Origin of the sequence: Pseudoalteromonas sp. 23_GOM-1509m, from assembly GCF_000518425.1 — a bacterium.
GTDB classification, from domain to species: domain Bacteria; phylum Pseudomonadota; class Gammaproteobacteria; order Enterobacterales; family Alteromonadaceae; genus Pseudoalteromonas; species Pseudoalteromonas tetraodonis.
Window position 1 is genome coordinate 39,340 of the sequence record NZ_KI912436.1, and the last position, 25,789, is coordinate 65,128.

General features: G+C 40.0%; 18 protein-coding genes. 5 read left to right on the forward strand and 13 right to left on the reverse strand.

The window, feature by feature from the left end; translation table 11 throughout:
• The first annotated feature begins 90 nt into the window (after nt 1-90).
• Nucleotides 91-1,173 carry an efflux RND transporter periplasmic adaptor subunit gene (locus N523_RS0118505; RefSeq protein WP_013463246.1) on the forward strand — a complete coding sequence of 361 codons (1,083 nt, stop codon included), beginning with the start codon at nt 91-93 and terminating at the stop codon, nt 1,171-1,173.
• Between the two features lie 2 nt (nt 1,174-1,175).
• On the forward strand, nt 1,176-4,241 hold the full coding sequence (locus tag N523_RS0118510; protein WP_028834790.1) for an efflux RND transporter permease subunit: 3,066 nt from the start codon (nt 1,176-1,178) through the stop codon (nt 4,239-4,241).
• A gap of 57 nt (nt 4,242-4,298) precedes the next feature.
• Here the strand turns inward: N523_RS0118510 and rluF are convergent, their stop codons facing one another.
• The 10 genes from rluF to N523_RS0118560 form a co-directional block, all read right to left on the reverse strand.
• Nucleotides 4,299-5,288 carry a 23S rRNA pseudouridine(2604) synthase RluF gene (rluF, locus tag N523_RS0118515; RefSeq protein ID WP_024600878.1) on the reverse strand — a complete coding sequence of 330 codons (990 nt, stop codon included), beginning with the start codon at nt 5,286-5,288 and terminating at the stop codon, nt 4,299-4,301.
• Nucleotides 5,289-5,331: 43 nt separating this feature from the next.
• Nucleotides 5,332-6,417 carry a DUF418 domain-containing protein gene (locus N523_RS0118520; protein WP_024600879.1) on the reverse strand — a complete coding sequence of 362 codons (1,086 nt, stop codon included), beginning with the start codon at nt 6,415-6,417 and terminating at the stop codon, nt 5,332-5,334.
• A gap of 27 nt (nt 6,418-6,444) precedes the next feature.
• A complete protein-coding gene (locus N523_RS0118525) occupies nt 6,445-7,659 on the reverse strand; it encodes an EAL and HDOD domain-containing protein (protein WP_024600880.1) in 1,215 nt (404 codons plus the stop codon).
• An 83-nt stretch (nt 7,660-7,742) separates the two neighbouring features.
• Complete coding sequence (locus tag N523_RS0118530; RefSeq protein ID WP_028834789.1) at nt 7,743-9,275, reverse strand: glycogen synthase; 1,533 nt, start codon at nt 9,273-9,275, stop codon at nt 7,743-7,745.
• A 58-nt stretch (nt 9,276-9,333) separates the two neighbouring features.
• A complete protein-coding gene (glgC, locus tag N523_RS0118535) occupies nt 9,334-10,608 on the reverse strand; it encodes a glucose-1-phosphate adenylyltransferase (protein ID WP_013463240.1) in 1,275 nt (424 codons plus the stop codon).
• Nucleotides 10,609-10,628: 20 nt separating this feature from the next.
• Entirely contained in the window at nt 10,629-13,154 is a 2,526-nt protein-coding gene (locus N523_RS0118540) for a glycogen/starch/alpha-glucan phosphorylase (RefSeq protein WP_028834788.1), read from the reverse strand.
• Nucleotides 13,147-15,210 carry a glycogen debranching protein GlgX gene (gene glgX, locus N523_RS19190; RefSeq protein ID WP_051440345.1) on the reverse strand — a complete coding sequence of 688 codons (2,064 nt, stop codon included), beginning with the start codon at nt 15,208-15,210 and terminating at the stop codon, nt 13,147-13,149. The genes N523_RS0118540 and glgX overlap by 8 nt, the downstream gene beginning before the upstream one ends.
• Nucleotides 15,203-17,425, reverse strand: a complete 2,223-nt coding sequence (glgB, locus tag N523_RS0118550) for a 1,4-alpha-glucan branching protein GlgB (RefSeq protein WP_028834786.1) — start codon at nt 17,423-17,425, stop codon at nt 15,203-15,205. The genes glgX and glgB overlap by 8 nt, the downstream gene beginning before the upstream one ends.
• Nucleotides 17,426-19,414 carry a 4-alpha-glucanotransferase gene (gene malQ, locus N523_RS0118555; RefSeq protein ID WP_028834785.1) on the reverse strand — a complete coding sequence of 663 codons (1,989 nt, stop codon included), beginning with the start codon at nt 19,412-19,414 and terminating at the stop codon, nt 17,426-17,428. It lies immediately after the preceding gene.
• Between the two features lie 9 nt (nt 19,415-19,423).
• On the reverse strand, nt 19,424-19,726 hold the full coding sequence (locus N523_RS0118560; RefSeq protein ID WP_013463235.1) for an isoamylase early set domain-containing protein: 303 nt from the start codon (nt 19,724-19,726) through the stop codon (nt 19,424-19,426).
• Nucleotides 19,727-20,110: 384 nt separating this feature from the next.
• On the opposite strand from N523_RS0118560, the gene N523_RS0118570 reads away from it, so the two are divergent.
• Nucleotides 20,111-21,034 carry a hypothetical protein gene (locus N523_RS0118570; RefSeq protein ID WP_028834784.1) on the forward strand — a complete coding sequence of 308 codons (924 nt, stop codon included), beginning with the start codon at nt 20,111-20,113 and terminating at the stop codon, nt 21,032-21,034.
• Nucleotide 21,035: 1 nt separating this feature from the next.
• Here the strand turns inward: N523_RS0118570 and N523_RS0118575 are convergent, their stop codons facing one another.
• From N523_RS0118575 to N523_RS0118585, 3 genes are all read right to left on the reverse strand, one after another.
• Nucleotides 21,036-22,061, reverse strand: coding sequence for a GGDEF domain-containing protein (locus N523_RS0118575; protein ID WP_028834783.1), 1,026 nt, complete (start codon nt 22,059-22,061; stop codon nt 21,036-21,038).
• Between the two features lie 148 nt (nt 22,062-22,209).
• Nucleotides 22,210-22,584, reverse strand: coding sequence for a hypothetical protein (locus N523_RS0118580; protein WP_008112502.1), 375 nt, complete (start codon nt 22,582-22,584; stop codon nt 22,210-22,212).
• Between the two features lie 256 nt (nt 22,585-22,840).
• Nucleotides 22,841-23,269 carry an Lrp/AsnC family transcriptional regulator gene (locus tag N523_RS0118585; protein ID WP_013463231.1) on the reverse strand — a complete coding sequence of 143 codons (429 nt, stop codon included), beginning with the start codon at nt 23,267-23,269 and terminating at the stop codon, nt 22,841-22,843.
• A 191-nt stretch (nt 23,270-23,460) separates the two neighbouring features.
• Between N523_RS0118585 and N523_RS0118590 the strand changes: the two genes are divergently transcribed.
• Together N523_RS0118590 and astA are read left to right on the forward strand one after the other, a co-directional pair.
• Nucleotides 23,461-24,666, forward strand: a complete 1,206-nt coding sequence (locus tag N523_RS0118590) for an aspartate aminotransferase family protein (RefSeq protein WP_024600888.1) — start codon at nt 23,461-23,463, stop codon at nt 24,664-24,666.
• Nucleotides 24,667-24,747: 81 nt separating this feature from the next.
• A complete protein-coding gene (gene astA, locus N523_RS0118595; RefSeq protein ID WP_013463229.1) occupies nt 24,748-25,782 on the forward strand; it encodes an arginine N-succinyltransferase in 1,035 nt (344 codons plus the stop codon).
• Nucleotides 25,783-25,789: the final 7 nt, after the last annotated feature.

A 25,789-nucleotide genomic window follows, 5' to 3' on the forward strand; every position in this document is an offset into this window, starting at 1 on the left:
TTGAGTTTCTAAAATTTAATGAATTTTATTTTATATGTTTGCAGCGTATGCTGCACTGACTTATTTAGCCTTTTTTATCATGGAGATATCATGCCACTGTTTCGCTTATGTTTACTATCTGCGACATTACTAAGTTTAATAGGCTGCTCGGAGCCAGAAAAAATAGTTAAAGAAGAGCCGATTCGCCCTGTTAAATTATTTAGTATTGGTCATGATTCGCAAACAAACATACGCAGTTTTCCTGCGGAAGTCGTTGCAAACCAGGGCTCGTACCTGGCTTTTAGAGTCAATGGTGAGTTAGTTGAATTTCCTGTATTAGCCGGTGAGCAGGTAAAAAAAGGGCAACTATTGGCGAAATTAGACCCTGAAGATTTTCAATTACAATATAATGAGCGCAAAGCGCGCTATGAACTGGCTAAGTCGCAGCTAAAACGTATTAAACAACTATTTGATAAAAATATCACCAGTCAATCCGAGCTTGATCAAGCGGTTGCCAATGAACAAGTCGCTGAGTCAGCGTTTAAAATTGCAGAAACAAATTTAGAGTACAGTGAACTTCGTGCTCCTTTTGCTGGCATAGTAGCCAAAGTGTTTGTAAAAAACTTTGAAAGTATTCAAGCAAAACAAAATGTTTTGCGCTTAGAAACCCGCGATTTTATGGATGTAGCAATACAGGTTCCTGAAAAAATCGTGGCGCGTATTCAAAAAGATACCCAATATCAGCCTATGGTTGAATTTGATGGCTATCACGACAAGCAATACAAACTCACGCTTAAAGAATGGGATACCCAAGCCGATCCTGCAACACTCACCTATAAAGTGGTGTTTTCATTACCGGTGCCAGAAGATTTTAACTTACTTGCGGGTATGTCGGGACAAGTGATGATAGATTTGAGCAAAGTTACACGCTCGCAAACCCCCTACACTATTTTACCTATTGAGTCGGTATTTTCAGATCCTAATAAAAGCCTAAGCGATAATGCCTATGTGTGGGTTTTTAATCAGCAAACTGGCACTGTGCATAAACAAGCAGTACAAGTGGGTCAATTGCATCACGACACTATTGAAGTTCTTAGCGGCGTAAAAGAAGGCCAACAAATTGTCTCTGCTGGTGTTCACTCTTTACAAGAGGGCATGTCTGTTCGTCCTTGGAATAAAGAGCGAGGCTTATAATTATGGGCTTTGCGCAACTATCTATTGAGAAAAAAGTCATTAGCTGGATGTTTACGCTGTTACTGTTAATTGGCGGCAGTGTGTCTTATTTTGATTTAGGCCAGCTGGAAGACCCTGAATTCACTTTAAAAAAAGCCATGGTGATCACTTTATACCCGGGCGCCTCTCCACAGCAAGTAGAAGAAGAAGTCACATTTCCGATTGAAAATGCCATTCAACAGCTCCCTTATGTTGATTATGTCACCTCTATTTCATCCAATGGTAAATCACAAATTACCGTAGAAATGAAAAGCACCTATCGTAAACAAGAGCTTAGACAAATATGGGATGAAATGCGTCGTAAAATTAACGACCTTAGCCCGTCGCTGCCAAGTGGTGTTTACCCCAGTAATGTGATTGATGATTTTGCCGATGTTTACGGCGTTATGTTTGCCGTCACGGGCGATGGCTACTCGTATGATGAATTAAAAGACTATGTTGATTATTTAAAACGAGAACTTGTTTTAGTCAAAGGAGTGAGTAAAGTTACAATTGCGGGACAACAGCAGCCACAAGTAATGGTTGAGGTATCGACGCAAAAGCTTGCCCAACTCGGTATTGCGCCTAGTCATATTTATGATTTACTGCAATCACAAAACACCGTATCTAACGCTGGACGTATTCGCGTGGGTGATGAGTCTATTCGCTTGCACCCTACTGGTGAATTTAAAGATGTAAAAGAACTTGAAACCTTACTAATTTCAAAATCAGGTGCCAGCGAACTCATTTATCTAGGCGATGTTGCAAAGGTTTACCGTGAATATGCTGAAGTACCGACCAATGTGATTCATTACAATCAACAACAGGCTCTGCTTATTGGTGTGTCGTTTATGTCTGGGGTCAATGTTGTTGATGTGGGTAAACACATAGATGAGCACTTAGCATCTCTTGAGTATCAACGCCCACATGGTATTGATATTAGCTCAGTGTATAACCAACCTAAAGAAGTAGAGCAGTCGGTAGATGGCTTTATTGTTAGTTTAATAGAGGCCATTGCAATAGTTATTGTAGTACTACTTATTTTTATGGGCTTTAAAAGTGGGGTTTTAATCGGCGGTATATTATTACTGACCGTATTAGGCACATTTATATTTATGAAGCTGTTTGCGATTGACTTACAACGTATATCATTAGGTGCGCTAATTATTGCACTAGGTATGCTGGTCGATAACGCCATTGTTGTGACCGAAGGTATTCTCATCAACCTCAAGCGCGGACAAACAAAGCTTAAAGCGGCAGTTAATATTGTCGATCAAACTAAGTGGCCACTACTTGGCGCAACAGTTATTGCCATAACCGCTTTCGCACCGATTGGTTTAAGCTCAGATGCCAGTGGTGAATTTGCTGGTAGCTTATTTTGGGTGCTGTTTATTTCTTTGCTCTTGAGCTGGATCACCGCAATTACGCTCACGCCGTTTTTTGCCCACTTGATGTTTAAAGAAACCGAATTTAAACACGAACATAATCAAGAGCATGAAGACCCTTACCAAGGCATCATATTCAATGGTTATAAAGCGATATTAAATTTAGCTATGCGCTTTAGAAAAACAACCTTAGTCCTTATGGTTGCTCTTTTATGCAGCGCTGTAGTGGGGTTTGGTGCTGTGAAGCAATCATTTTTTCCAGCCTCGAATACCCCGATGTTTTATGTCGATTACTGGCAAGATCAAGGCGCTGATATTCGCGCAACCCTTGAGGGCATTAAGCAGCTAGAAGCTTATTTACAAAAGAATGAACTGGTCACAGAAATCACCAGTACGGTTGGCCAAGGTGCGCCGCGTTTTATGCTGACTTACGCGCCTGAAAAATCCTACCCTGCTTATGGACAGTTAATTATTCGTGTCACCAATCGTGAAGCCGTCGCAAAAGTCATGCAAAAAGTGCGCGATTACGCAAAGCAACATCCACTGTCAGCAAAGTTAAAAGTAAAACCAATGGAGATTGGCCCCTCAACTGATGCCAAAATAGAAGCGCGGTTCTCAGGCCCCGATCCGGTTGTTTTAAGACAGCTTTCATCACATGCTAAAGAGATTATCGCTAAAGACGACGGTGCCTTTAACATTCGAGATGATTGGCGTGCACGCACTAAAATGATTCGTCCGCAATTTAATGAACAAAAAGCGCGCCGTTTAGGGATCACCAAATTTGATCTTGACCAAGTTCTGTTAACGAGCCTGTCGGGTAAGCAAGTAGGTGTGTATCGTGATGGTACGCAATTATTGCCTATTATTGCCCGTTCACCGGCAAGCGAGCGTTTAAATGTAGACAGTGTTCACGATTTACAAATTTATAGCCCTGTTTTACGCGTGTTTGTGCCGGTTACCCAAGTGGTTGATGAATTTATTGTTGAGTGGGAAGACAGCTTAATTATGCGTCGCGATCGTAAACGCACCATTACTGTGATGGCAGATCATGATGTTTTGGGTGATGAAACGCCTGCAAAATTATTTGCTCGGGTTCGCGCTGAGGTTGAAGCAATTGATTTACCCCGTGGCTATGAAATGCAATGGGGCGGCGAGTTCGAATCATCAAGCAAAGCGAAAAAGGCTATTTTTGGCTCGTTACCACTGGGCTATTTAGCAATGTTTGCAGTAACAGTATTACTGTTTAACTCAGTGAAAAAACCTTTGGTTATTTGGGCAACTGTACCGCTGGCTATTATTGGTGTTAGTGCAGGCTTATTAGTGATGAATGCGCCGTTTAGCTTTATGGCGCTACTGGGCTTATTAAGCTTAAGCGGCATGCTAATTAAAAACGGTATTGTACTGGTTGATCAAATAAACTTAGAACTGAGTGAAGGTAAATCGCCATATCAAGCAGTGTTTGACTCAGGCGTAAGCCGTGTGCGCCCTGTAGCCATGGCCGCTATCACGACAATACTTGGCATGATCCCATTACTATTCGATGTATTTTTTCAGTCGATGGCGGTCACCATTATGTTTGGCTTAGGGTTTGCCACCATACTGACGCTAATTGTAGTGCCGGTTTTATACACTGTGGTATTTAGGATTGATTACCCTAAACAGTAGGCTAACAAAAAACGCAGCTAAGGCTGCGTTTTTATTTGCTTTTTTACACAAGCTTAATTACTTTTTTAAGCTTAACGTGCCACTGCTGCGGGTTTTGTTTCCTGTGGCAGTATTTGCTTTGTGAGTATTTGATTTACCCACATAAGTAGTAGAGCGTTTTTGATAAGGCGTATTTCGACTACTTTTTTTAGCTTGCTTTTGTTGCTCGTCATTATTTTCACGACGTAGTTTCCCGCCCTGAAAGTCACGCTTATGAGCAGATTTAGCGCCACTATTTTTAGCTTGTTCAGTGTAATTGCGCTGTTCAGTATCATCATAAAGTGAGTGTTCTTGCGTTTTACCTGAATCAGCAATTGAGTCGTTAATGACCGCCATTTCAGCGTCGCTTAAATGTCGCCACTGCCCTACTTTTAAGCCTTTGAGAGTTACGTTCATAATACGCACACGTTTTAGTGTAACCACTTCGTAACCTAAGTATTCACACATACGGCGAATTTGACGGTTTAAACCTTGGGTTAAAATAATGCTAAATTGCTGCGCACCAGTCTGAGTAACTTTACACTTTTTAGTCACGGTATCTAAAATAGGAATACCGTTCGCCATTTTATTTACAAACTGACGATTAAGTGGTTTGTCTACAGTAACCACATATTCTTTTTCGTGGTTATTGCCAGCTCGTAAGATTTTATTAACGATATCGCCTTCATTGGTTAAAAAAATCAGCCCTTCTGAGGGTCTGTCTAAACGACCAATCGGAAATATACGTTCAGGATAATTAACGGCTTTAACTATATTACTTTGAATTTTACGCTCTGTGGTACAGGTAATGCCCACAGGTTTATTATAAGCAATATACACACGTTTAGGTGGTGCTTTTAATGGTTTACCATCAACCAAAACTACATCTGATTGGGCAACTTTAACACCCATTTCTGGTAATTCGCCATTAACGGTAACACGACCTTGCTCAATATATTTATCGGCTTCGCGGCGAGAGCAAAACCCGGTTTCACTAATAAATTTATTTAAACGCTTCAAGTCTGTCATCAGGCAAATCTTCTTAAATATAAAGGCGCATAGTTTAAACTACTCAAGCTATTTTTTCGCGGTTAATTTTCGCTAATTTACGCCATAGGTATTCAAGCGGGCCTTGCTTAAAATACCGGCAATAAATAGCTGTAAATATAAGCTGTACAATCACTAAGCTAATAGCGACGAGCCAATAATCGAGTCGGTTAAATTTGAGCGTCCACTGCGGAAAAAACACTTTAAACAATAATAACTGCATAATGGTTTGGCTTATGTATAAAGTAAACGCTAAGCGTCCAACTTGTTGGATAAGCCCCCCTATGTGGGCGCTGTTGTCACAAAGTTTAACGATTAAATGAATATAAAGCAGTGCAACACATAAGGCAGCAAGTTCATTAACAGGCTCTTGTAAGGCATAACCAATACCTTGATTGTATGGCACTAACATTAACCTTAAGCTAATAAATAACGCACTTAATAGAATAAGCTTAATAAGCAGCGCCTTACTAAGCCCTTTACTAAACACACCGTATTTGTAAGCCAAAATACCAATTAGCATAAACCCAGCACTAGCCCACAATAATAAAATAGGCACAGCCAACAACATATAGGCGCTCATTGCTATATTTTGGCTAAAGTGAGCACCGATGCTTTGGTAGTAACTAGTGTATATTTCGTAGTACTCGGGGGAATCTCTGTATAATGGCGCCTCATTAAGTCCTAACATAAATATGGCAATAGTCATTAAAGAAATAAAAGTAAAAAGCGCAGCTTTGTTTTTAAGCTCTTCATTCGTGTAATCTAAATAGCGCAATATAAATAAACCTGACACCCCATATAAAAACAAAATGTCGCCCGCCCACAATAAAAAACCATGTATTAAGCCAAACACAATTAGCCAATGTAATCGTTTTTTTAGTGGCTCAGTGCATTGGTATCGCTGATACTGAATATAAAGACCCGCACCAAACAGTAAAGTGAATAAAGTGCGAAACCGCCCTTCAACAAATATAAGGCTTAGTATGTTTAGAAACTGATCACTAGGTGGTGGTGTTGTGAGTGGCGTATAATTAAGCTCGAAAATAGCGAAGGAAAAACAGTTAATAAATACCAGACCAAGTACGGCTATGCCCCTTATAAAGTCCATATTATAATTGCGCAAAGCATGAATTCCCTAAATATTATCTTTATAGCTATCGGCCCATTGTACCGCTTGTTTGTATAATTTTGGTAAAAAAGCACTGTCTAAATTAATCAGTAATACTGCATTCTCAAGCGCCCACCAGCTTCCTGTTTCGTAGGCTTTTACTGTTTCAAGGATATAATATAAGTTATTTTTTTCACCAGTTAACGCTGCTTTTATATCTTCCGGGAATGGAAGTTTATCAACCAGCAAGTCCATTGGCTTGTCTAAAATAGCATCGAGCAGTGAAAAAAGCCCCGTTAAAAATGCTTCACCTTGAACCTGCTTAGCAACTTTAGCGGCTATTAATTCACAAAACCGTGCGCGAATAACGCACATCTGCATGAGCTCTATAGGCTTAGAGCGTGCTGTATGGGCAGTGACAATTAAACTAACAAACTTTTTTAAACGTGCTTGGCCGAGGTAAACTAACGCTTGTTTTAACGACGAAATTTGGCTTTGTAGCGGAAACACACCGCTATTTAATAAACGCAGTAACTTGTAGGCCAATGCCGCATCAAGCTCAAATAAACCGGTGATCACTTTAACATCAGGATCTGGCTTCATTACTTCTGAGTAAATAGCGATCACTAGGCCGTAATTATAGTGAATATCTTTTTGTTCTATCATCACTGGGCGCGCAAAATAATAACCTTGAAAATAATCAAAGCCCATTTTACGGGCCAATTTATATTCTTCATCGGTTTCTATTTTTTCGGCTAGTAGTTTAATATTTTTGTACTTTTTAAGCTTATTAACCACCAGTGGAATTTCAGCAAGTGGAGTAAGGCGAATATCAAATTTAATTAAGTTGACCAGCTTTAAAAAGCGCTCCCACTGCGGCGTATAAACAAAATCATCCAGGGCTAATTTGTAGTTACTGTGAAATAGTTTGCGACATAGCTCGTAGGTATCGTCGGTGGGCTCTATGGTTTCAAGTAATTCAATAACCACATCTTTACAAGGTAAAAAATCACACAAATCAAGTTTTAACGACTCAGGGCCAATATTGATCAATGCTTTTTTACCCGAGGTAATGTGACGAGTACCTAGGTTAAGCTGGTTTTCCATGATAAGCCTCGCCGTTGCTTGACCATCAGATACACCAGGAAAGCAATTTTCAGGACTATCGCGAAATAGCAGTTCATAAGCAACTACATTTTGATTTCGATTTAGTATTGCTTGCCTTGCCACAAATACAGACACATTACCTACTTTATATTATTTCCACCAGACTAAGTAATTAAAGCGTAAATAAGAACGGATGTCACTGAACTTTATAAAATTTTTTAATATAAGTATGTTATATAATCAGTTACCACACTATCCCAACTAAATCGTGCATCAGCAGCTCGCCTTTTTATTGCTTGCCATTGCTTAGGGTTTGTTTGATATAGGCTAAGTGCCTCAGTTAAACTCTGCAAGAGTGCATCAGCTTGTGTACTTAGTGTATCGCCGTTAAAACAAAATCCACTGACATTATGCTCTACGGTATCTTTTAAACCTCCGACACTGTGCACTAAGCAAGGTTGGCCGGCTCGCATTGCGAGCATCTGGCTAATCCCACAGGGCTCAAAAGAACTCGGCATTAAAAATAAATCACCTAATTGATACATTAAATCGCCAACACCTTGCCCATAGCCTTTTAAAAACAAAAAGTTGTTATTACGTGCCATGGCGCAGGTAAAAAGGTGTTCAAGTTTACTATCGCCTGAGCCCAGCACAAGTAAACGCCCCTTAAATTGATTAATGATCTGACACACTGAATCAATAGTCAGGTCTTTGCTTTGTTGCTGGCAAAGTAACAATACTTTTTGCTCAGTGAGCCGCCCTACACTTGTTACAAGTGGCCCTTGCTTATCACACGCCATAAATTGTAAAACACGCTGATGGGCGATGTAGTGGCTGCTGTGTAATTGCGCGCTTTTTGCCATCCAACTAAACAAAGTCGATTCTATTTGCTCTAATAGCTGACTATAGGTTGCTTCATGTTCGTCTTGAATTGCGTAATCACAGCCATTGAGTATGCCAATTAATTTGCCTTGCTCAGCCGCTTGTTGTAAATCTCGTTCAAGTCCTTCGCCACCAAAGAATCCGTGGGCGTCATTACTTGCTATTTGCACTTCTTGGCTATAACTCGGTGAAACCACATGTACTTTGTCGGCTAAATTAATGGCACTGCGCATAGGGTTAAAGCAATGCGGATAACGAGGGTCACATAATCGTTGCCCGTCGTAACTTAACGAGGGAAACCATGCTTCTAAGCTGGAATCATCCCCTTTAAAAGGACGAATTCCCTGCAAAGCTAAATTGTGCACCGTATATACCAAGCGCAGCTTAGCAAGCTTGCCATAACGAGGGTTAAATTTAAGTAACACGGCCACACAGGCACTGTGCCAATCATGCAAATGTAATGTGTTGGGTTGTGTTAATACGCCCTGTATCAGGGCTTCACAAATAGCGGCATTAAACAGTGCAAACTTGGTTGCATCGGTAGCAAATGGTCTATTATCGTTGTCGTTACAATACACACTCAATGATTGACTAAAAAGAGGATGACTTATAACTATTTGCCTCACTCCTTTTTGATTCTGTGGAATTTCAAACAAAGATAAAACGTGGGTCTCTGACTTAAATGCCACACTCACTTCACCAATAAAACAGCGCTCACCTAGTTCAAAACCATAATCAGGAATAACCACATCTACCGTCAGCCCCTGCGCCACTAACGCCTTTGGTACATCACGAATAACATCAGCAACACCACCAACTTTGGCATTAGGTAACGCATCATTCTCTGCAGCAACCATTAATACATGCATTAATTTACTCTTATAGTTTGCTGCAAGGCTTTCGCCTTGCTCTTTTAATTATTATTTATTAACGATGTGACTTATTGTCTAACTTCATCAGCATATCGCGGGTGACCAATACAATCCCTTTTTTTGATACCCGAAATCCATTGGCTTCATCGGTTTTACGATCAAAACCAATCTCTAATCCAGGTGGGATCTCACAGCTTCTATCTATAATTGCTCGCTTAATTTTACACCCTCGATTTACAATCGCACCGGGCAAAATAACCGACTCCTCAATGGTACAATATGAACGAATATGTACATTAGAAAATAATAATGATTTTCTCACTAACGAGCCGGAAACAATACACCCACCCGACACCGTTGAGTCAACCGCCATCCCTCGGCGATCATCATCATCAAAAATAAATTTGGCAGGAGGAAGCTGCTCTTGGTAAGTCCAAATTGGCCAAGTAGGATCGTACAAATCCAGTTGAGGCTCCGGCATAACCAGTTCCATATTTGCTTCCCAAAACGAATCTAGAGTTCCCACATCGCGCCAATAGGGTTGTCCTACTTGTGCGGGATCTCTAAACGGGTAGGCAAACACATTATGCTCTTCAATAATAGCCGGAATTATATCATGGCCAAAATCACGCCCTGAGCCCTCTGTTTGCGCATCTTTTTGTAGCTGCTCAAATAAAAACTCAGTATTAAATACATAATTTCCCATTGATGCTAAACAGGTGCCTGGTTTACCAGGCACTGAGCTGGGCTCGGCAGGTTTTTCGTCAAAGCGACGTACACGACTTTCTTCATCAACCGTCATCACACCAAAGGTACCCGCAGCTTCTTCAACCGGTACTTCTAAACAGCATACCGTCATGTCGGCGCCATTTTCTACATGCTTTGCCAACAGCCCGCCATAATCCATACGATACACATGGTCGCCAGATAAAATCATCACATATTTAGGTAACTCATGGCGAATAATATCCATATTTTGAAATACCGCATCGGCAGTACCGCAATACCATTCATCACCATGGCGCTGTGACGCAGGTAATATTTCAACTGACTCACCTAATTCCTTTTTAAAATGCCCCCACGCTCGATTTACATGGCGAATCAGTGAGTGTGATTTATATTGCGTTGCAATTCCGACACGTCTTACACCTGAGTTAATGCAATTTGATAGTGGAAAATCAATAATACGATGTTTACCACCAAAATAAACGGCGGGTTTAGCACGCCAGTCGGTTAGCTCATGCAAGCGAGAACCGCGACCTCCGGCAAGAATTAAAGCGTAGGTTTCTCTGGTTAAATTACTTATATAACGATTTGCATAACTGGGCATATTACTCTCTCCGTTTAGTGTCAGCTGTTAGTGTCAGTGTTTGTTTTTACTTTTTGATGTGTGGTATCTAGTGGAGTTAAATGCCATATATCATCACAATATTGACTAATTGTTCTGTCACTAGAAAATGAGCCACTGGCGGCAGTATTTAAAATACTCATTTGAGTCCAGTAGGTTTGATCTGCATAGGCTTTATCAACATCACGTTGCGCAGCTATATAGCTGGCAAAGTCATGGGCGGTTAACCAAGGATCGTTGTTACTTTTAATGCCATTAATCACATCGTCAAATAAGCCAGGTTCAAATAGATTGAAATGGCCACTTTCGAGTAAGTGCATCACACTATTCAAATCAGGGTTATTCGCAATTATTTCACTGGGGTTATAATGCGCTTTTATGTCGTCAATGTGCTCAGCTTGTGCGCCAAATAAGAAAAAGTTCTCAGCCCCAACAGCGTCACGTATTTCGATATTAGCGCCATCTAGGGTGCCTATTGTTAGCGCGCCATTCATCATAAACTTCATGTTGCCGGTACCTGAGGCCTCTTTGCCAGCGGTTGATATTTGCTCCGATAAGTCCGTTGCAGGGCAAATGGTTTCCATGGCGGTTACATTATAATTAGGTAAAAACGCGACTCTTAGAAAAGCAGATACCTGTGGGTCTTTATTGATCACCTCAGCAACATTATTAATGAGTTTAATGATTTTTTTAGCCATCATGTAACCCGGTGCTGCTTTACCACCTAATAAAACGCAACGAGGCACCATGCCTTGTGTGTCGCCACGGCGTATGCGGTCATATAAATGAATAACGTGTAAAATGTTAAGTAACTGGCGCTTATATTCGTGAATACGTTTTACCTGCACATCAAACAGCATGTTAATATCAAACTCTACGCCACATCTTTGTTTTACTAAATCAACTAAGCGTTGTTTGTTTTGCTGTTTTGCTTGCTGCCACTTTATATGAAACTGCGGGTCATCGTAGTAACGACGTAATTGGCCAATTTGTGCAAAATCACCTATCCAGTCTTTGCCTATTTTTTCGCTAATGATCTGGCTTAAACTCGGATTGCAGTATGCAAGCCAGCGCCGTGGAGTAACACCATTGGTTTTGTTGTTAAATTTATCAGGCCATAGCGCGTAAAAATCTTTAAACAAACCCGCGGTTAATAACTGCGTATGTAGCGCTGCCACACCATTGACAGAGTAACTGCCGACAATGGCTAAAAAGGCCATACGTATTTGCGGCTCGCCCCCTTCTTCAATTAATGATAAATCCCGTTGTTTTTGCACATCACCTGGCCAATGCATGGCCACCTCGGCTAAAAAGCGGGCATTAATTTCATAAATAATCTCTAAAATACGCGGTAATAATTTAGCAAATAACGATACCGACCACTTCTCTAATGCCTCTGGTAGTAAGGTATGATTTGTGTAAGCCATGGTTTTGGTGGTGATATTCCATGCCTGATCCCAATCCAGTTCATGGTCATCAACTAAAATTCGCATCAGCTCGGCAACCGCAATACTTGGGTGGGTATCGTTAAGCTGAAACACATGATGCTGAGCAAATTCAGTAAAATCATTACCGTATTGTTCAATCCATTGTGTAAGTACATCTTGAATACTTGCCGATGATAAAAAGTATTGTTGACGTAATCTCAGCTCTTTACCATTTTCACTGCTGTCGTTAGGGTACAACACCATGGTTATTTGCTCAGCGAGATTTTTTTGTGCTACCGCTTCAGAATAACTTCCGGCATTAAATTCTGTTAAATTAAATTCGTCCGTTGCTTCAGACTTCCAAAGTCTAAGGGTATTAACAATATTATTTTTATAGCCCGGAATAGGTACATCATAAGGCACTGCTAATACATCTTGAGAACTGATCCATTGGCGATGCTCACGGCCAAATTTATCGGTGTAGCTTTGTACATAACCAGAAAACTTAACTCGTTTAGCTTGCTCCGGTGCGCTCAATTCCCAAGGATGACCTTCTCGTAACCAGTTATCTGGTTGCTCAACCTGATTACCTTCTTTTATTGACTGATTAAACATGCCATATTCATAACGAATACCATAACCGACCACTGGCAGCGCTAAACTCGCACAGCTATCTAAAAAACAAGCCGCTAGTCGCCCTAAGCCGCCATTGCCTAAACCGGCATCATGCTCAGCTTGTTCCACACTTTCAAGCTCAGTACAGTAAGCTTGCAGTGCCTTTGTAACTTGTGATTCTAAATCTAGATTTAATACTGCATTACCCAGCGCTCTGCCCATTAAAAACTCTAACGATAAATAGGCTGTTTTACGGCGTTTTTGTTGTTTTATTTGTTGATTGGTTTCCCTGCAGCGTGCCACTAACCGGTCTCTGATCGTCAGTGCTAATGCATGATACAAATACAGCTGTGACTCGCCCACCACATCACGCCCTAAGGTGTAATAAAAGTGTCGTGTTAAATCATCACTTAAAGTACTTTCGTCAATCACTGGGCCTGCTTGCCAGCCTTTTACTACACACACTTGCTCGTCTTGCTTAGTCATAATCATCGCCTTCTAAATTGGCACTAAAAACCCAACTACTTTGTGCTGAAATATTCACGGTTGCATCTTCTTGAATAACAGATGATGCGTTATTTACACTTGATAATACTAACGTCCATGGCGCGATAATGGGCGATTGTGGTAATTGGCAGACCACAGGCTGTTTACTAGCATTAAGAATAATTAATAACGCATGCTTATTTTGCTTATCAAGTAAGCTATACATTAAAAATTGCCGTGTATCTTCATGCCAATGTGTTTCATCCATTTTTTTACCTTGCTCGGTAAACCACTTAACGGTGAAGCGCTCATCAATATCATCCAAAAACACACTGTGTTTAAATGCACTGTGACCACGCCTGATTTTTAGCGCATCATCAATAAACTGAATCAATGAATGATTCAGTTGTGAGTCTTTCCAGGCAAGCCAGCTGGTGCGATTATTTTGACAATAAGCGTTATTATTACCGCCTTGCGAGTGCGCCATCTCACTGCCAGCAGCTATCATTGGCACGCCTTTGGAGAGTAATAAGGTGAGTAGAAAGTTTTTTTGTTGTTGTAAGCGCAAACTCATTACTTCTGGGTCGCTGGTAAATCCCTCAACCCCGCAGTTAAACGAATAATTAGCGCTATGGCCATCTTGGTTGTTTTCACCATTGGCCTGGTTATGTTTTTGCTCATAACTGACTAAGTCGGCTAACGTAAACCCATCATGGCTGGTAATAAAGTTAATGCTATTTAGCGGGCCTCGGTTACTGTGTTCAAAAATATCAAACGAGCCATGTAAACGCTTTGCGACATCACTAATAATGCCTTTTTCACTTTGCCAAAAGCGTTTAATCACATCACGATATTGATCGTTCCACTCTCGCCAAGGTGAAGGAAATGCACCAAGCTGATAACCACCAGGGCCTATATCCCACGGCTCACTGATCAGTTTAACTTTATTTAACACAGGATCTTGGGCAATTGCTTGTAAAAAGGTGTGAGACGCACTAAAGCCCGTATTTGAACGCGCTAAAATGGTGGCTAAATCAAATCGAAAGCCATCAACGCCCATAACTTCAACCCAGTAACGTAAGCTGTCGAGTACCAATTGTAAGGTTTTAGGGTGATCGATATTTAACGTATTGCCACACCCTGTATCATTAATATAAACATTGGGTTGCCCCTCAATGGTGCGATAATATGTCAGGTTGTCGAGCCCTCGCAGAGATGAAATAGGGCCATCATTTCCTCCCTCTGCGGTGTGGTTGTATACCACATCCAAAATAACTTCAATATTGGCGCGATGTAACTCACTCACCATTTGTTTAAATTCGTTTATATCGTCATTAACCAAATAGTCTTTATGAGGAGTAAAAAAATTAAGACTATTATAGCCCCAGTAATTTTGCAGTCCTTTAGCGGTTAAAAACTGTTCGCTTATAAAAGCATGCACAGGCAAAAGCTCAATAGCCGTTACCCCTAAACTTTTTAAATGCTCAATAAAACTGGGATGACTCAAACCTAAAAATGTCCCTTGTAGCGCTTTAGGGATATCAGGATGGCGACAGGTAGCACCTTTAACATGGCACTCATAAATAACGGTATTGGCCCAACTATGCTGTGGCTTATTATTTGAATAAGCAACCGGCGCAGTCACTTTTGATTTAGGCATATCTATCGCATTATTAACCACGCTTTTAGTGCCAATGGGCATTTGCCCGTAATGACGTTCGCTCCAAGTAAATTCGTTAAACAAGTCTTTTGCATACGGATCAATCAGTAATTTATGCTCATTAAACAACATGCCTTTTTCTGGGCTGTATTCGCCATCAACCCTAAAGCCATACAATGCGCCTGTGCTTAATGGGGCTATGTGAATGCTCCATACGCCGCCTTCATTGATATTCATGGCTATTTTTAATATTTCTGTATGACCACTTTTATCAAATAAGCACACAAAAGCTTGGCTTGCATTAGGGGCATACAAGGCAAAGTTAACGCCTTGGTTTTGTACACTCGAACCCAGTGGCAAAGGCGCACCCTGAGTAACCTCAAAGCAATTACTCATCATTCACCTTTTCTAAGTAAAGTGTAGTTAAGCCGCCAATATTAACTGTAATACTGTGATCAAACCCATGACTTGGCTGAACGACTGAATGGATAAGCTGGTTTTTATCCTCTGTGACACGATAACCTGAGCCAAAAAAGCAGACCTCATCGGTATTTAATACCACTTTATATGTGCCCTTCGCTGGCACACCTAAGGTGTAGTGTTGATAAGCCGTTGGTGTAAAGTTAGCGACAATAACCATAAAGTGGTCAGCATTTTTAGCATAACGAATAAAACTAAACATACTCTGCTGGCTGTTATTATTATCTATCCATGAAAAGCCCGTTGCACAGCTATCAAGCTCATATAAAGATGGATGCGCTTGATACACTTGATTAAGACGTTTAACCGTATGCTGAATCCCTTGATGGCTTTGATGCTCAAGCAAGTGCCAGTCTAGTGAATGGTCATGATCCCACTCTTTACGCTGTGCTATTTCGGCGCCCATAAACAGTAATTTTTTACCTGGGTGTGCCCACATAAACGCATAATAAGCACGTAAGTTTGCAAACTGCTGCCAATCGTCACCGGGCATTTTGTTTAGTAGTGATCCCTTTCCATGCACCACTTCATCATGACTGAGCGGTAAAATGTAATTTTCACTAAATGCATACACCATAGAAAATGTCATTTTATGATGGTGATATTTTCTAAATAACGGATCTTGTTGCATATAATCTAAGCTGTCATTCATCCAGCCCATATTCCATTTATAGCCAAAACCTAAGCCATTGTGTTCAACACTTTGCGTGACCCCAGGCCAAGCCGTTGACTCCTCGGCAACCATCATAATGCCGGGGTTATTTTTATAACTGCGTAAGTTCACTTGTTTTAGGCACTCTATTGCCCCTAAGTTTTCTCGACCGCCATAACAATTAGCTACCCACTGTCCTTCTTTACGACTGTAATCAAGGTAAAGCATTGACGCCACCGCATCTACACGCAGTCCGTCTATGCCAAATTGGCTAAGCCAATACATCGCATTAGAAATTAAAAAGCTTTTTACTTCAGGGCGGTCATAATTATAAATATAGGTGTTCCAATCAGGATGAAACCCTTGGCGCATATCAGCGTGTTCGTATAAATGGGTGCCATCAAAGCAATGTAAGCCATGTGGGTCGCTTGGAAAGTGCCCAGGAACCCAATCAAGTAATATGCCTATGTTAGCTTTATGACATTGCTCAACTAAGTATTTAAAGCTGTTGTAATCACCAAAGCGGCTCGTAGGTGCAAACAGCCCTACTGGCTGATAACCCCAAGAGCCATCAAACGGGTATTCACTGATCGGCATAAGTTGTAAATGCGTGAACCCCATTTCAATCACGTAGCCTACAAGCTTATCTGCAAGCTCGGTGTAGCTTAAGTAACGGTTATGCTCAGCGCGTTGCCAAGAGCCTAAGTGCACTTCATAAATACTAATAGCGGCATCAATATGATTACGCTTTTGGCGATTTATAATCGCTTGTTCACTCAGCAAAATAGGCGCTGGTTTGTACTGTAATATACTGGCAGTGCCCGGTGCTTGCTGCATTTTAAATGCAAAAGGATCGGCTTTATCTAAAACTTCGCCACTGAGCGTAGTAATAGCAAATTTGTAGCACATGTCTGCACTTAAGTCGGGGATAAATAATTCCCATACCCCACTTGCCGGATGAAATCGCATAAAATGGCGATTCGCTTGCCAAAAATTAAACTCACCAATAACCGATACACTGGCGGCATTAGGCGCCCACACACAAAAACGAACACCATCTACCCCTTGTTGTGTAGTAAATTGCGCACCTAGGTGAGTATAAGCATGCTCAAGGCTACCTTCGTTAAACAAGTACATAGCCTGTTCATCCAATGTACTGCTGAAGCTGTATTCATTATAAAATGTAACATCGCTATTTTCATAACTAACCTGGCATTGGTAAACACTGCTAGGCATGCTTGATAACTCAGCGATAAATAAATCACTGTGTTTATAGCGTAACGCGCTAATAACTTGACCATCAATTAACAGTTCGACGCGTAATGCCGCTGGCAAATACACGCGTATTTCAGTGCCACTTTGGGTGTTGTGCGCGCCTAAAAAACTAAACGGGTCTTTAAATCGCCCTGCAGTTAATGCGTTTACCTGTGCGTCATAATCAACGAATTGCGTTGATACCCTATTTTTAGTACTGCCCATTTACGCATTCCTTATTGAATGTATTGCAGCCAAAAGAGCAGCATTATCTTTAAAAATATCGTCGCATGTATGTGTGAGTACCCGTCGCCAATTAGGATACTCTTTATCGGTGCCAGGAATATTGACTGGGTAGTGTTGCTTGTCTAAATCATCAAGCTGTAATGCAAATAAACGAGACGGCGATTTAGCTAAACATACAGCCAAAGCGCTATAAACGTCAAAAGCATCCGTGTTAAGTGAAAAGGAAGTGTTTTGTGGATTTAAAAAGCGTAATAACCGGTGTTGCTCTTGCTCTCGCTGCTGAACTAACTGCTGATACTCATCAGTATCAATCAGCCCATACTGCTGTTTAATTTTTAAATCGCTATGCTGCCACCAGCCCACAAATGGCGGTACATCATGATTGGCTATCATTAGCAGGCATTGATCGCTAAGGTCATCGCTATTTACAAATTCATCATTTTGTTGTTTTTCAAAATAAAATAAGCTGTTTGAGAAAATGCCACTATCAACCAGTGCCTCTTTTACCTCCGGTGGTACAACCCCTAAATCTTCGCCTATTACTATGGCCTGATTAAGATGAGATTCAATTTTTAAAATTGCTAATAAATGCTCAAATGGGTAGTACACATAACAGCCATCTTCGGTATTATTGTTTATGAAACACCACCACAAACGCCTAATCGCCATTACATGGTCGATTCGTAACCCGCCTACTGCATCCATATTGGCGCGTATAAGTGAACGATAAAACTGATAGTTATTGTCAGCAAGGCGCTGCGGGTTTATTGCTGGCAGCCCCCAATTTTGGCCGTTAGGTGCCCAAGGATCTGGTGGTGCACCAAGGGTTGCATCTTGACTAAATAATCCCTGCTGATATTTAAATTCAGTGCCCTCATTAGCACAGCCCACCGCTAAATCATTAATTAAACCTATAGCCATCCCTTGCTCAAAACAATGCTGTTGGCATTGCGTAAGTTGGCTGTGTGCTTGCCATTGGAGGTAATATTCAAATGTGGGTTCTGTAGTTTCTAACATAGCCAGTACATCACTGTACTGTTTACAAAACGCACTAAATTCGTTTTGCCGTGCTTGACTGCCCTGTTGTTGAAAATGCTTAAAAAGCAGCTTAAAAGCAGCATATTTACGCTTAGTAACCGTTTTATAATCAATAAAGGCTACATCTTGGTCGCTGAATTTACTTGAGGTATTAGCAGATAACAACTTAGTTAAATCCGGATTGTTAAAGCTGTCTGGCGATAAATTAATTGCGATATATAGCGGATTGAGTAAGGCACGATTGTTTGGGTTGTAGGGGCTGGCGCACTCAGGGTTATCTGCAAACAATAAGTGCAATGGGTTAAGTAAAATATAGTCCATATTTTGCTTTGCACATAAGGTTGCCAACTCAAGTAAATCACTAAAATCGCCAATCCCGAGTCCGGCTTTATTTTTTAATGTATATAACTGAATTGATAAGCCAAAGCGTTTTTTATCCGCTATTTGGTAGGCTTGTTCAGGGGTCGACCAAATTTGTGTTTTTGCTGATTGCTCACCCATCGTTAATAACGCATCATAATAGCCGGTTGGTAAATGCGTCAGTGGTAGCGCTATTTCTATATAACGACACCCATTTACAAAGTACTCACCTAATGCTGCATACTGAGCAATGTGTTCAAATTGCAGCTTTATATTTAATGCTGCCACAGTTAATGTAATTTTATGATGCGTATCAGCTTCATTAACACGCACCTTTAGCACATTACTAGCCTGATCTATTATGCTAACAGCAGGTGCGAGTGTTAACCATGTAGCCGCATCCAATTGATAATTTAACTGGGTTATTTGCGCCGTATCACGTGTGTCAACGCCACAGCAGTGCAAAGCAGATTTACGGGTGTCTTCGCTAAATATAACGTGTTCACCCGTATACTTAGTGTATTCGTAACCAATACCATGCAAATAAAACAATTGCGATAGTGCGTCCATTCAGCGACCTTAATTAATGCGTTGTGTATTTACTATACTATTTTCTGTACCAAAATTATTAGCAATATACCCATCAGCCTGATGATCGTTATCCCACTGTTTACCATTTATTAAATAGCGAAAATGAAACTCTTTATCAACGGGAAGACGTTGCTTGCATTTAAATACGCCAAGCTTTTTGTTGTGCTTCATTGGCACCGGCTGCCAATCATTAAATTCTCCAAGTAAACAGACATCATCTGCATCTGGGTGAGAAAATTCAAAGGTTACTTCTGCTTCATTTTTTGTTTTAAAAAAGCGTTTATTCAACATAATAGGCTCCAACTAAACCATAAGGGTTATTCATCTTTGCCACAGGCCAAACAGCTTAAAAAGGCGATGTGGAATCCATTCATTCACATAAAAACAGCTTTAAAGTTAATCAAAACTTTATTTACGCATTATTACAGTGCGTTATTTATTTTACCGCACTGGTTTGGTGCAATTTTAACCATTAAAACTGATTTTTAAGTAAGCACTGCAACTGAGCAACTTTTAAACCAACTACACCATAACAGCTAATTAATTTGCTTTTGTCCTTATACACATACTTATTAATTTTTATTACTACATTAAAACTATAAAAACCTTTAGCTTAACAACATCATCAGCGATAATAACTATCTACTCAGCCAACCCGATGAACACTTAAATACAATGTTGAAAAAAAGCATCCTTATTACTTCTGTTATCGTCTTTAGCATCATTACGGCTGTTGTAGGCAGTTCAATTTATACACTATATAGTAAAAAGGTAGTCTCTGTAGACCCAAAACTAAAAGAAATTTCAGGCATTGAGTTTGATAAACATAAACGGCTTTGGGCTATTAACGACAGTGGCGACGAGCCTAAGCTTTATAGGCTCAATGACGATGGTTCAATTGCAAAAGAAGTACTCGTCACGAATGCAAAAAATATAGATTGGGAAGATATGACGCAAAATAAGTTTGGTCATTTCTTTTTAGGCGACTTTGGTAATAATAAAAATGAACGTAAATGGCTAACAATTTATAAAATAGAAAACCCCATAGATATAAAAACCAATACAACAGAAGCTGAAATTATAAAGTTTACCTACCCAGAATTAGATGGCAGCCCAATACAACCTGATCAACGTAATTATGACTTAGAAGCGTTTGTGGCTTTTGGTCGACATTTATACTTGTTTACTAAAAATCGCACAGAGCCATTCGATGGAATTACTAACGTTTACAAAGTAGGTGACCATGCAGCGAATTTTGATGCCCAGCTGATAGATTCATTTAAAACGTGCACCACCATGGAAAAGCTTTGCTGGATCACATCCGCAGCACTTAGCCCAGATAGAAAAAAGCTCGCACTATTAGATTCAACCAGTATTTGGCTGTTTGAAAACTTTAAAGGCGATAAGTTTTTCTCTGGCGATGTATTTAAAATTGACTTAGGTATTGTAACCCAAAAAGAGGCAATCACCTTTTATGATGACAATACCATCGCCTTTACCGATGAGGAGTTTAAAGGCATTGGCGGCAATGTTTATTTTATAAAGCTCGACCAAGTAACCAAAGTGAAAGTGCAGCGAAGCCATCCTCAGCCGCAGTAGTTTAAAATAAATCTATTTCTGAGGAATTAACTTGTACACTGATTAAGTTCTCGGCAAGTAAATCTTCATAGATACAAAATTTATCTCGGCCATTATTTTTTGCATAATAAAGCGCTTTATCTGCGCTTTCTAGCACTGCAATTGGAAAATCATAAGGACTAATACGCGCTAAACCAGCACTGATCGTCATATTTTCAACAAAAGGAAACGATGTATCTCTAATGAGCTGTATAAATTCAGCCATTTTATTACTGATTGAGTCAGCATTTGTGGGCTCAAAAACAATCACGAATTCTTCCCCACCAAAACGAAAAATTAAATCTGTTGAGCGAAAAAAGTGACGCATTTTTTGCGCTAATACGAGTAACACTTCATCTCCACAGATATGACCGTATTGATCATTTATATTTTTAAAATGATCAATATCTAAAATAGCCAGCCAAGATGTTGATGCCTGCTTTTGTTGCCTTTTATCCTTATCTCGGGATGAGCCGTGCATTTTTAATACTTGTTTTTCAATTAGCTGTTTTATTTTTTTCTCAAAGGTCTGTCTATTTAACAGCCCCGTTAATTTATCTCTTTCGTTTTCATGGAGTATTACTAAATAGTTTTCAAATATGCGGCAAAAAGCATTTAGCATCACTTGAGCCGAACTATCTAAACTTTTTGAAACCACAGAAATGGCAGCAACTGTTTTTTCTTGGCGGGTAATGGGGAGCCAACGGCGTTCAATTCCATCGGCAGACTGAACAGTAATAATACAGGCAGAACGTAAACACGATAGAAGTTCATCCTCAGGCTGTGCAACAATTTGTCGTTGTACCCACTCGAATTGCTTTTCACCCGTGACTTTTAAGCAAAGACTTTGCTCAATAGTCAGTTGGCCTTGAACTTCTATATCTTTATAAACTGAGACTTCTTTACAGCCTATAAATTCTTGGATGGTCGATATCAAACTATATTCAAGAGAATCTACATCTCTATTTTTTGTTATTTTGATGACTGAATTCAGTAAATTTTCTTGCATTGTACTCCCTAAAGCAAACTGGGCGTTTGAGCATTAATAAAATTTAGCATAGACCACGCAGTGGAATATGCTAAATAAAATTAAAGCATCAATGCTCATCCAGTTTAGGAGCCGCATTTTTAATAAATTAAGAACTGTAAGCGCTATTTTAGCTATTGGTCATGCAATTAATAAACTTCTCAGAGAGCTGTGTTATTGCCACTTTATCAGTGTACATAGGCTCGTTATTTTTTATTATAAACTCAGCACATTGTGCTTGAGATTGTTTGAATTTTTGCTTGCATGAGTTTACCGATTCGCCAATTACTTCTTGGTAGATGCTTTCATCACACAAGCTATCGGCAAATTGACTCGCCCCGGTAATAATTTCATTAATGCTGACAGGAGAGGATTCTAATTTGAAGAATATATCGCTGTAAGTTTCAACCGTTATGCTCTGTGCAGGGTCAAATAAAGTCGCTTTTGCACTTAAATATGAGCCACCTATTAATAATGCCACAGCAGCCATTGTTGTGTATTTCATAACATTTCCTTGTAAAGTCTTAGCCCAGTGGTGCCAAAAACGTCCTATTTCACTCACACCTTATTAGCCAATGCTAATAAGATTAATAACTGTATTGATAAGATTTATTAAGTACTGGAAGATTGCAACAAATGCAGGGCAATAAGCCTATTGATTTGGTTAAAAACATTCCTTGTTCCTAATATCAAGTAGACTACAATCAAGTTAGCTTAAATGCAAATAATTAATGCTCACTGAATGTACTAAATAAATCGAATTAACGCTTAAATTTAGTCTCTAAAATAACCGATGAACGGGTACGCTCTACCCCATCTAAGTTACCAATATCATCCAGCAAGTGGCTTAACTGCTCAAGGTTCTGTGCTTCTACAATAGCAATTAAATCAAACTCTCCACTAATTGCATACAACTGAGAAATCGCATCAATTTGCTTTAATTCAATATTAGTTTTTGTTGTTAGCTTCTGTTTTACTTTTATTGAAACATGCGCAGAGACCAAGCTATTTAAAAAGTCATCTCCAAAGTCAACGCTATAACCCTTAATGATCCCACTTTGCTCTAATTTTAGCATTCGGCTTTGCACCGTTGAACGAGATAAACTCAAATGCCTTGCAAGATCAGAAATACTAGCGCGGGCGTTCGTTTTTAATACTGAGAGTAGTTTTTCATCTTGGGGAGTTATCATAATGCTAATTAAATTCGTTAATTTGACTATTATTCTAATCATTTTTCACAAAATAGTACTGCAAATTTCATTCATAACCTTTGATAATGACATTTTTAATAAGTAAAACACATTGTATTGCTGAATCATCCTGACCTTATCGTTTTTTTTTCAGCAACGTATTTTTTTATGTGAATAATTTAGGTGTAAAAATGCAAGTAACCAGAGATTTATTTAACGACGTAATGGTCCCTAATTACAACCCTTCAGCTGTTGTTCCTGTTCGCGGTGAAGGCTCACGTGTGTGGGATCAGAACAATAACGAATTTATCGATTTTGCCGGTGGTATTGCAGTTAATTGTTTAGGGCATTGCCATCCTGCATTAGTCGGTGCACTTAAAGAGCAAGGCGAAAAAATTTGGCACTTATCAAATGTAATGACCAATGAGCCAGCTCTTCGTCTAGCTAAAAAAATGGTTGATGCCACGTTTGCTGAAAAAGTTTACTTTGCAAACTCAGGGGCTGAAGCAAACGAAGCAGCATTAAAATTAGCACGTCGCTTTGCACTAGATAAATTTGGTGCTGAAAAAACTAAAATTATTGCTTTCAATAAAGGTTTTCATGGTCGTACATTTTTCACTGTAACAGTGGGTGGCCAAGCTGCTTATTCTGACGGTTTTGGTCCAAAACCTGCTGATATTGTTCATTGTGACTACAATGATATTGCCGCTTTTGAAGCCTTAATTGGTGATGATACCTGTGCGGTAATGATGGAGCCATTACAAGGTGAAGGCGGCATTGTGCCACCAACTAATGAATTTGCACAAAAAGTACGTGAACTGTGCACTAAACACAACGCACTACTTATTTTTGATGAAGTGCAAACCGGCGTTGGCCGTACAGGTCACTTATACGCATACGAAGGCTTAGATGTTATTCCTGATATCTTAACGACGGCTAAAGCCTTAGGTGGCGGTTTTCCAATTGGCGCTATGATCACCACCACTGAAATTGCAGCACACCTAAAAGTAGGCACGCATGGTTCTACATATGGTGGTAACCCGTTGGCTTGTGCTGTTGCAGAAGCGGCATTTGATACCGTTAATACGCCTGCTGTATTAGATGGCGTAAAAGAGCGTGAACAAATGTTCCGTGATGGCTTAAATGCAATTAATGAAAAATACCATGTATTTAGCGAAGTCCGTGGTAAAGGCTTACTAATCGGTGCGGTATTAAATGAGAAATTTGAAGGCCGTGCTCGTGACTTTTTAGTAGCAAGTGCAAATAACGGCTTAATGAACTTAGTAGCCGGTATGAACGTTATTCGTTTTACACCTTCATTAGTGATCCCATTTGAGGACATTAAAGAAGGCTTAGCTCGCTTTGAAAAAGCAGTTAGCGATGTAGTAAACGGTTAATAACTAAGTAAAACATAACTAAGTCCTGAGGCAAACACACGTTTACCTCAGGATTTTATATGTTGTTGGAGCAAGTAGTTAATGCAAGTATTACGTCCTATTACTGTCAATGATTTTGCAGCACTTAAAGAGATTGCTATTGAGTCTGGCCATGGCTTTACCTCTTTACCTGTCGATGATGGGCAACTACAAGAAAAAATTGATCGTGCGCAAAACAGTTTTACTAAAAACGTAGATAAGCCCATCGACGAAAGCTATCTATTTGTTTTAGAAGACAGTGAAACCGGCAAGGTAATTGGTACTACCGCCATAGAAGCGGCCGTCGGGTTATCTGTACCTTTGTATCATTATCATCTAGGTAAAACCGTTCACCATTCACCCACTTTAAACGTTTACAATACCGTAGATATTTTGAGTATGTGTAATGACTACACTGGCTGCTCAGAAATATGTACTTTATTTTTACGTGAAGACAGTAGAAAAGGCCTGACGGGACGTTTTTTATCACGTTCACGTTTTTTATTTATGGCGCAACACAGCGAGCGCTTTGCCGACACAGTAATTGCTGAAATGCGTGGTGTTAGCGATGAAGACGGTCACTCGCCTTTTTGGCAATGGTTGCAGGAACACTTTTTTAGCATTGAATTCCCACAAGCCGACCATTTAGTGGGGTTAGGCGATAAAGTGTTTATTAGCGAACTCATGCCTAAATATCCTATCTATGTGAATTTACTGAGCAAAAAAGCACAAGCGGTGATTGGCCATGTGCATGATAAAACCAAACCAGCACTTAAACTGCTTGAAAAAGAAGGTTTTGAACACCGCGGATATGTTGATTTATTTGACGCAGGCCCCACAGTAGAAGCAAAGCTCGGTAATATTCGCAGTATTCGTGATTCACAGGTATGCCCTATTACTATTGGCGAGCTTGAACATATCAATGAGCAAAGCTCAGACACCCTTGCTATTTGTAATCAAGGGGTTAGCGATTTCAGAGCCACATTTACTAAACATGCTCATTACAATCAGGCAAAGCACACCTTAATTATCAGCCAAGAAGTAGCTGATGCACTTCATTTAAAACAAGGAGATGCAGCGCGATTTTTCCGCCTGTAACATTATT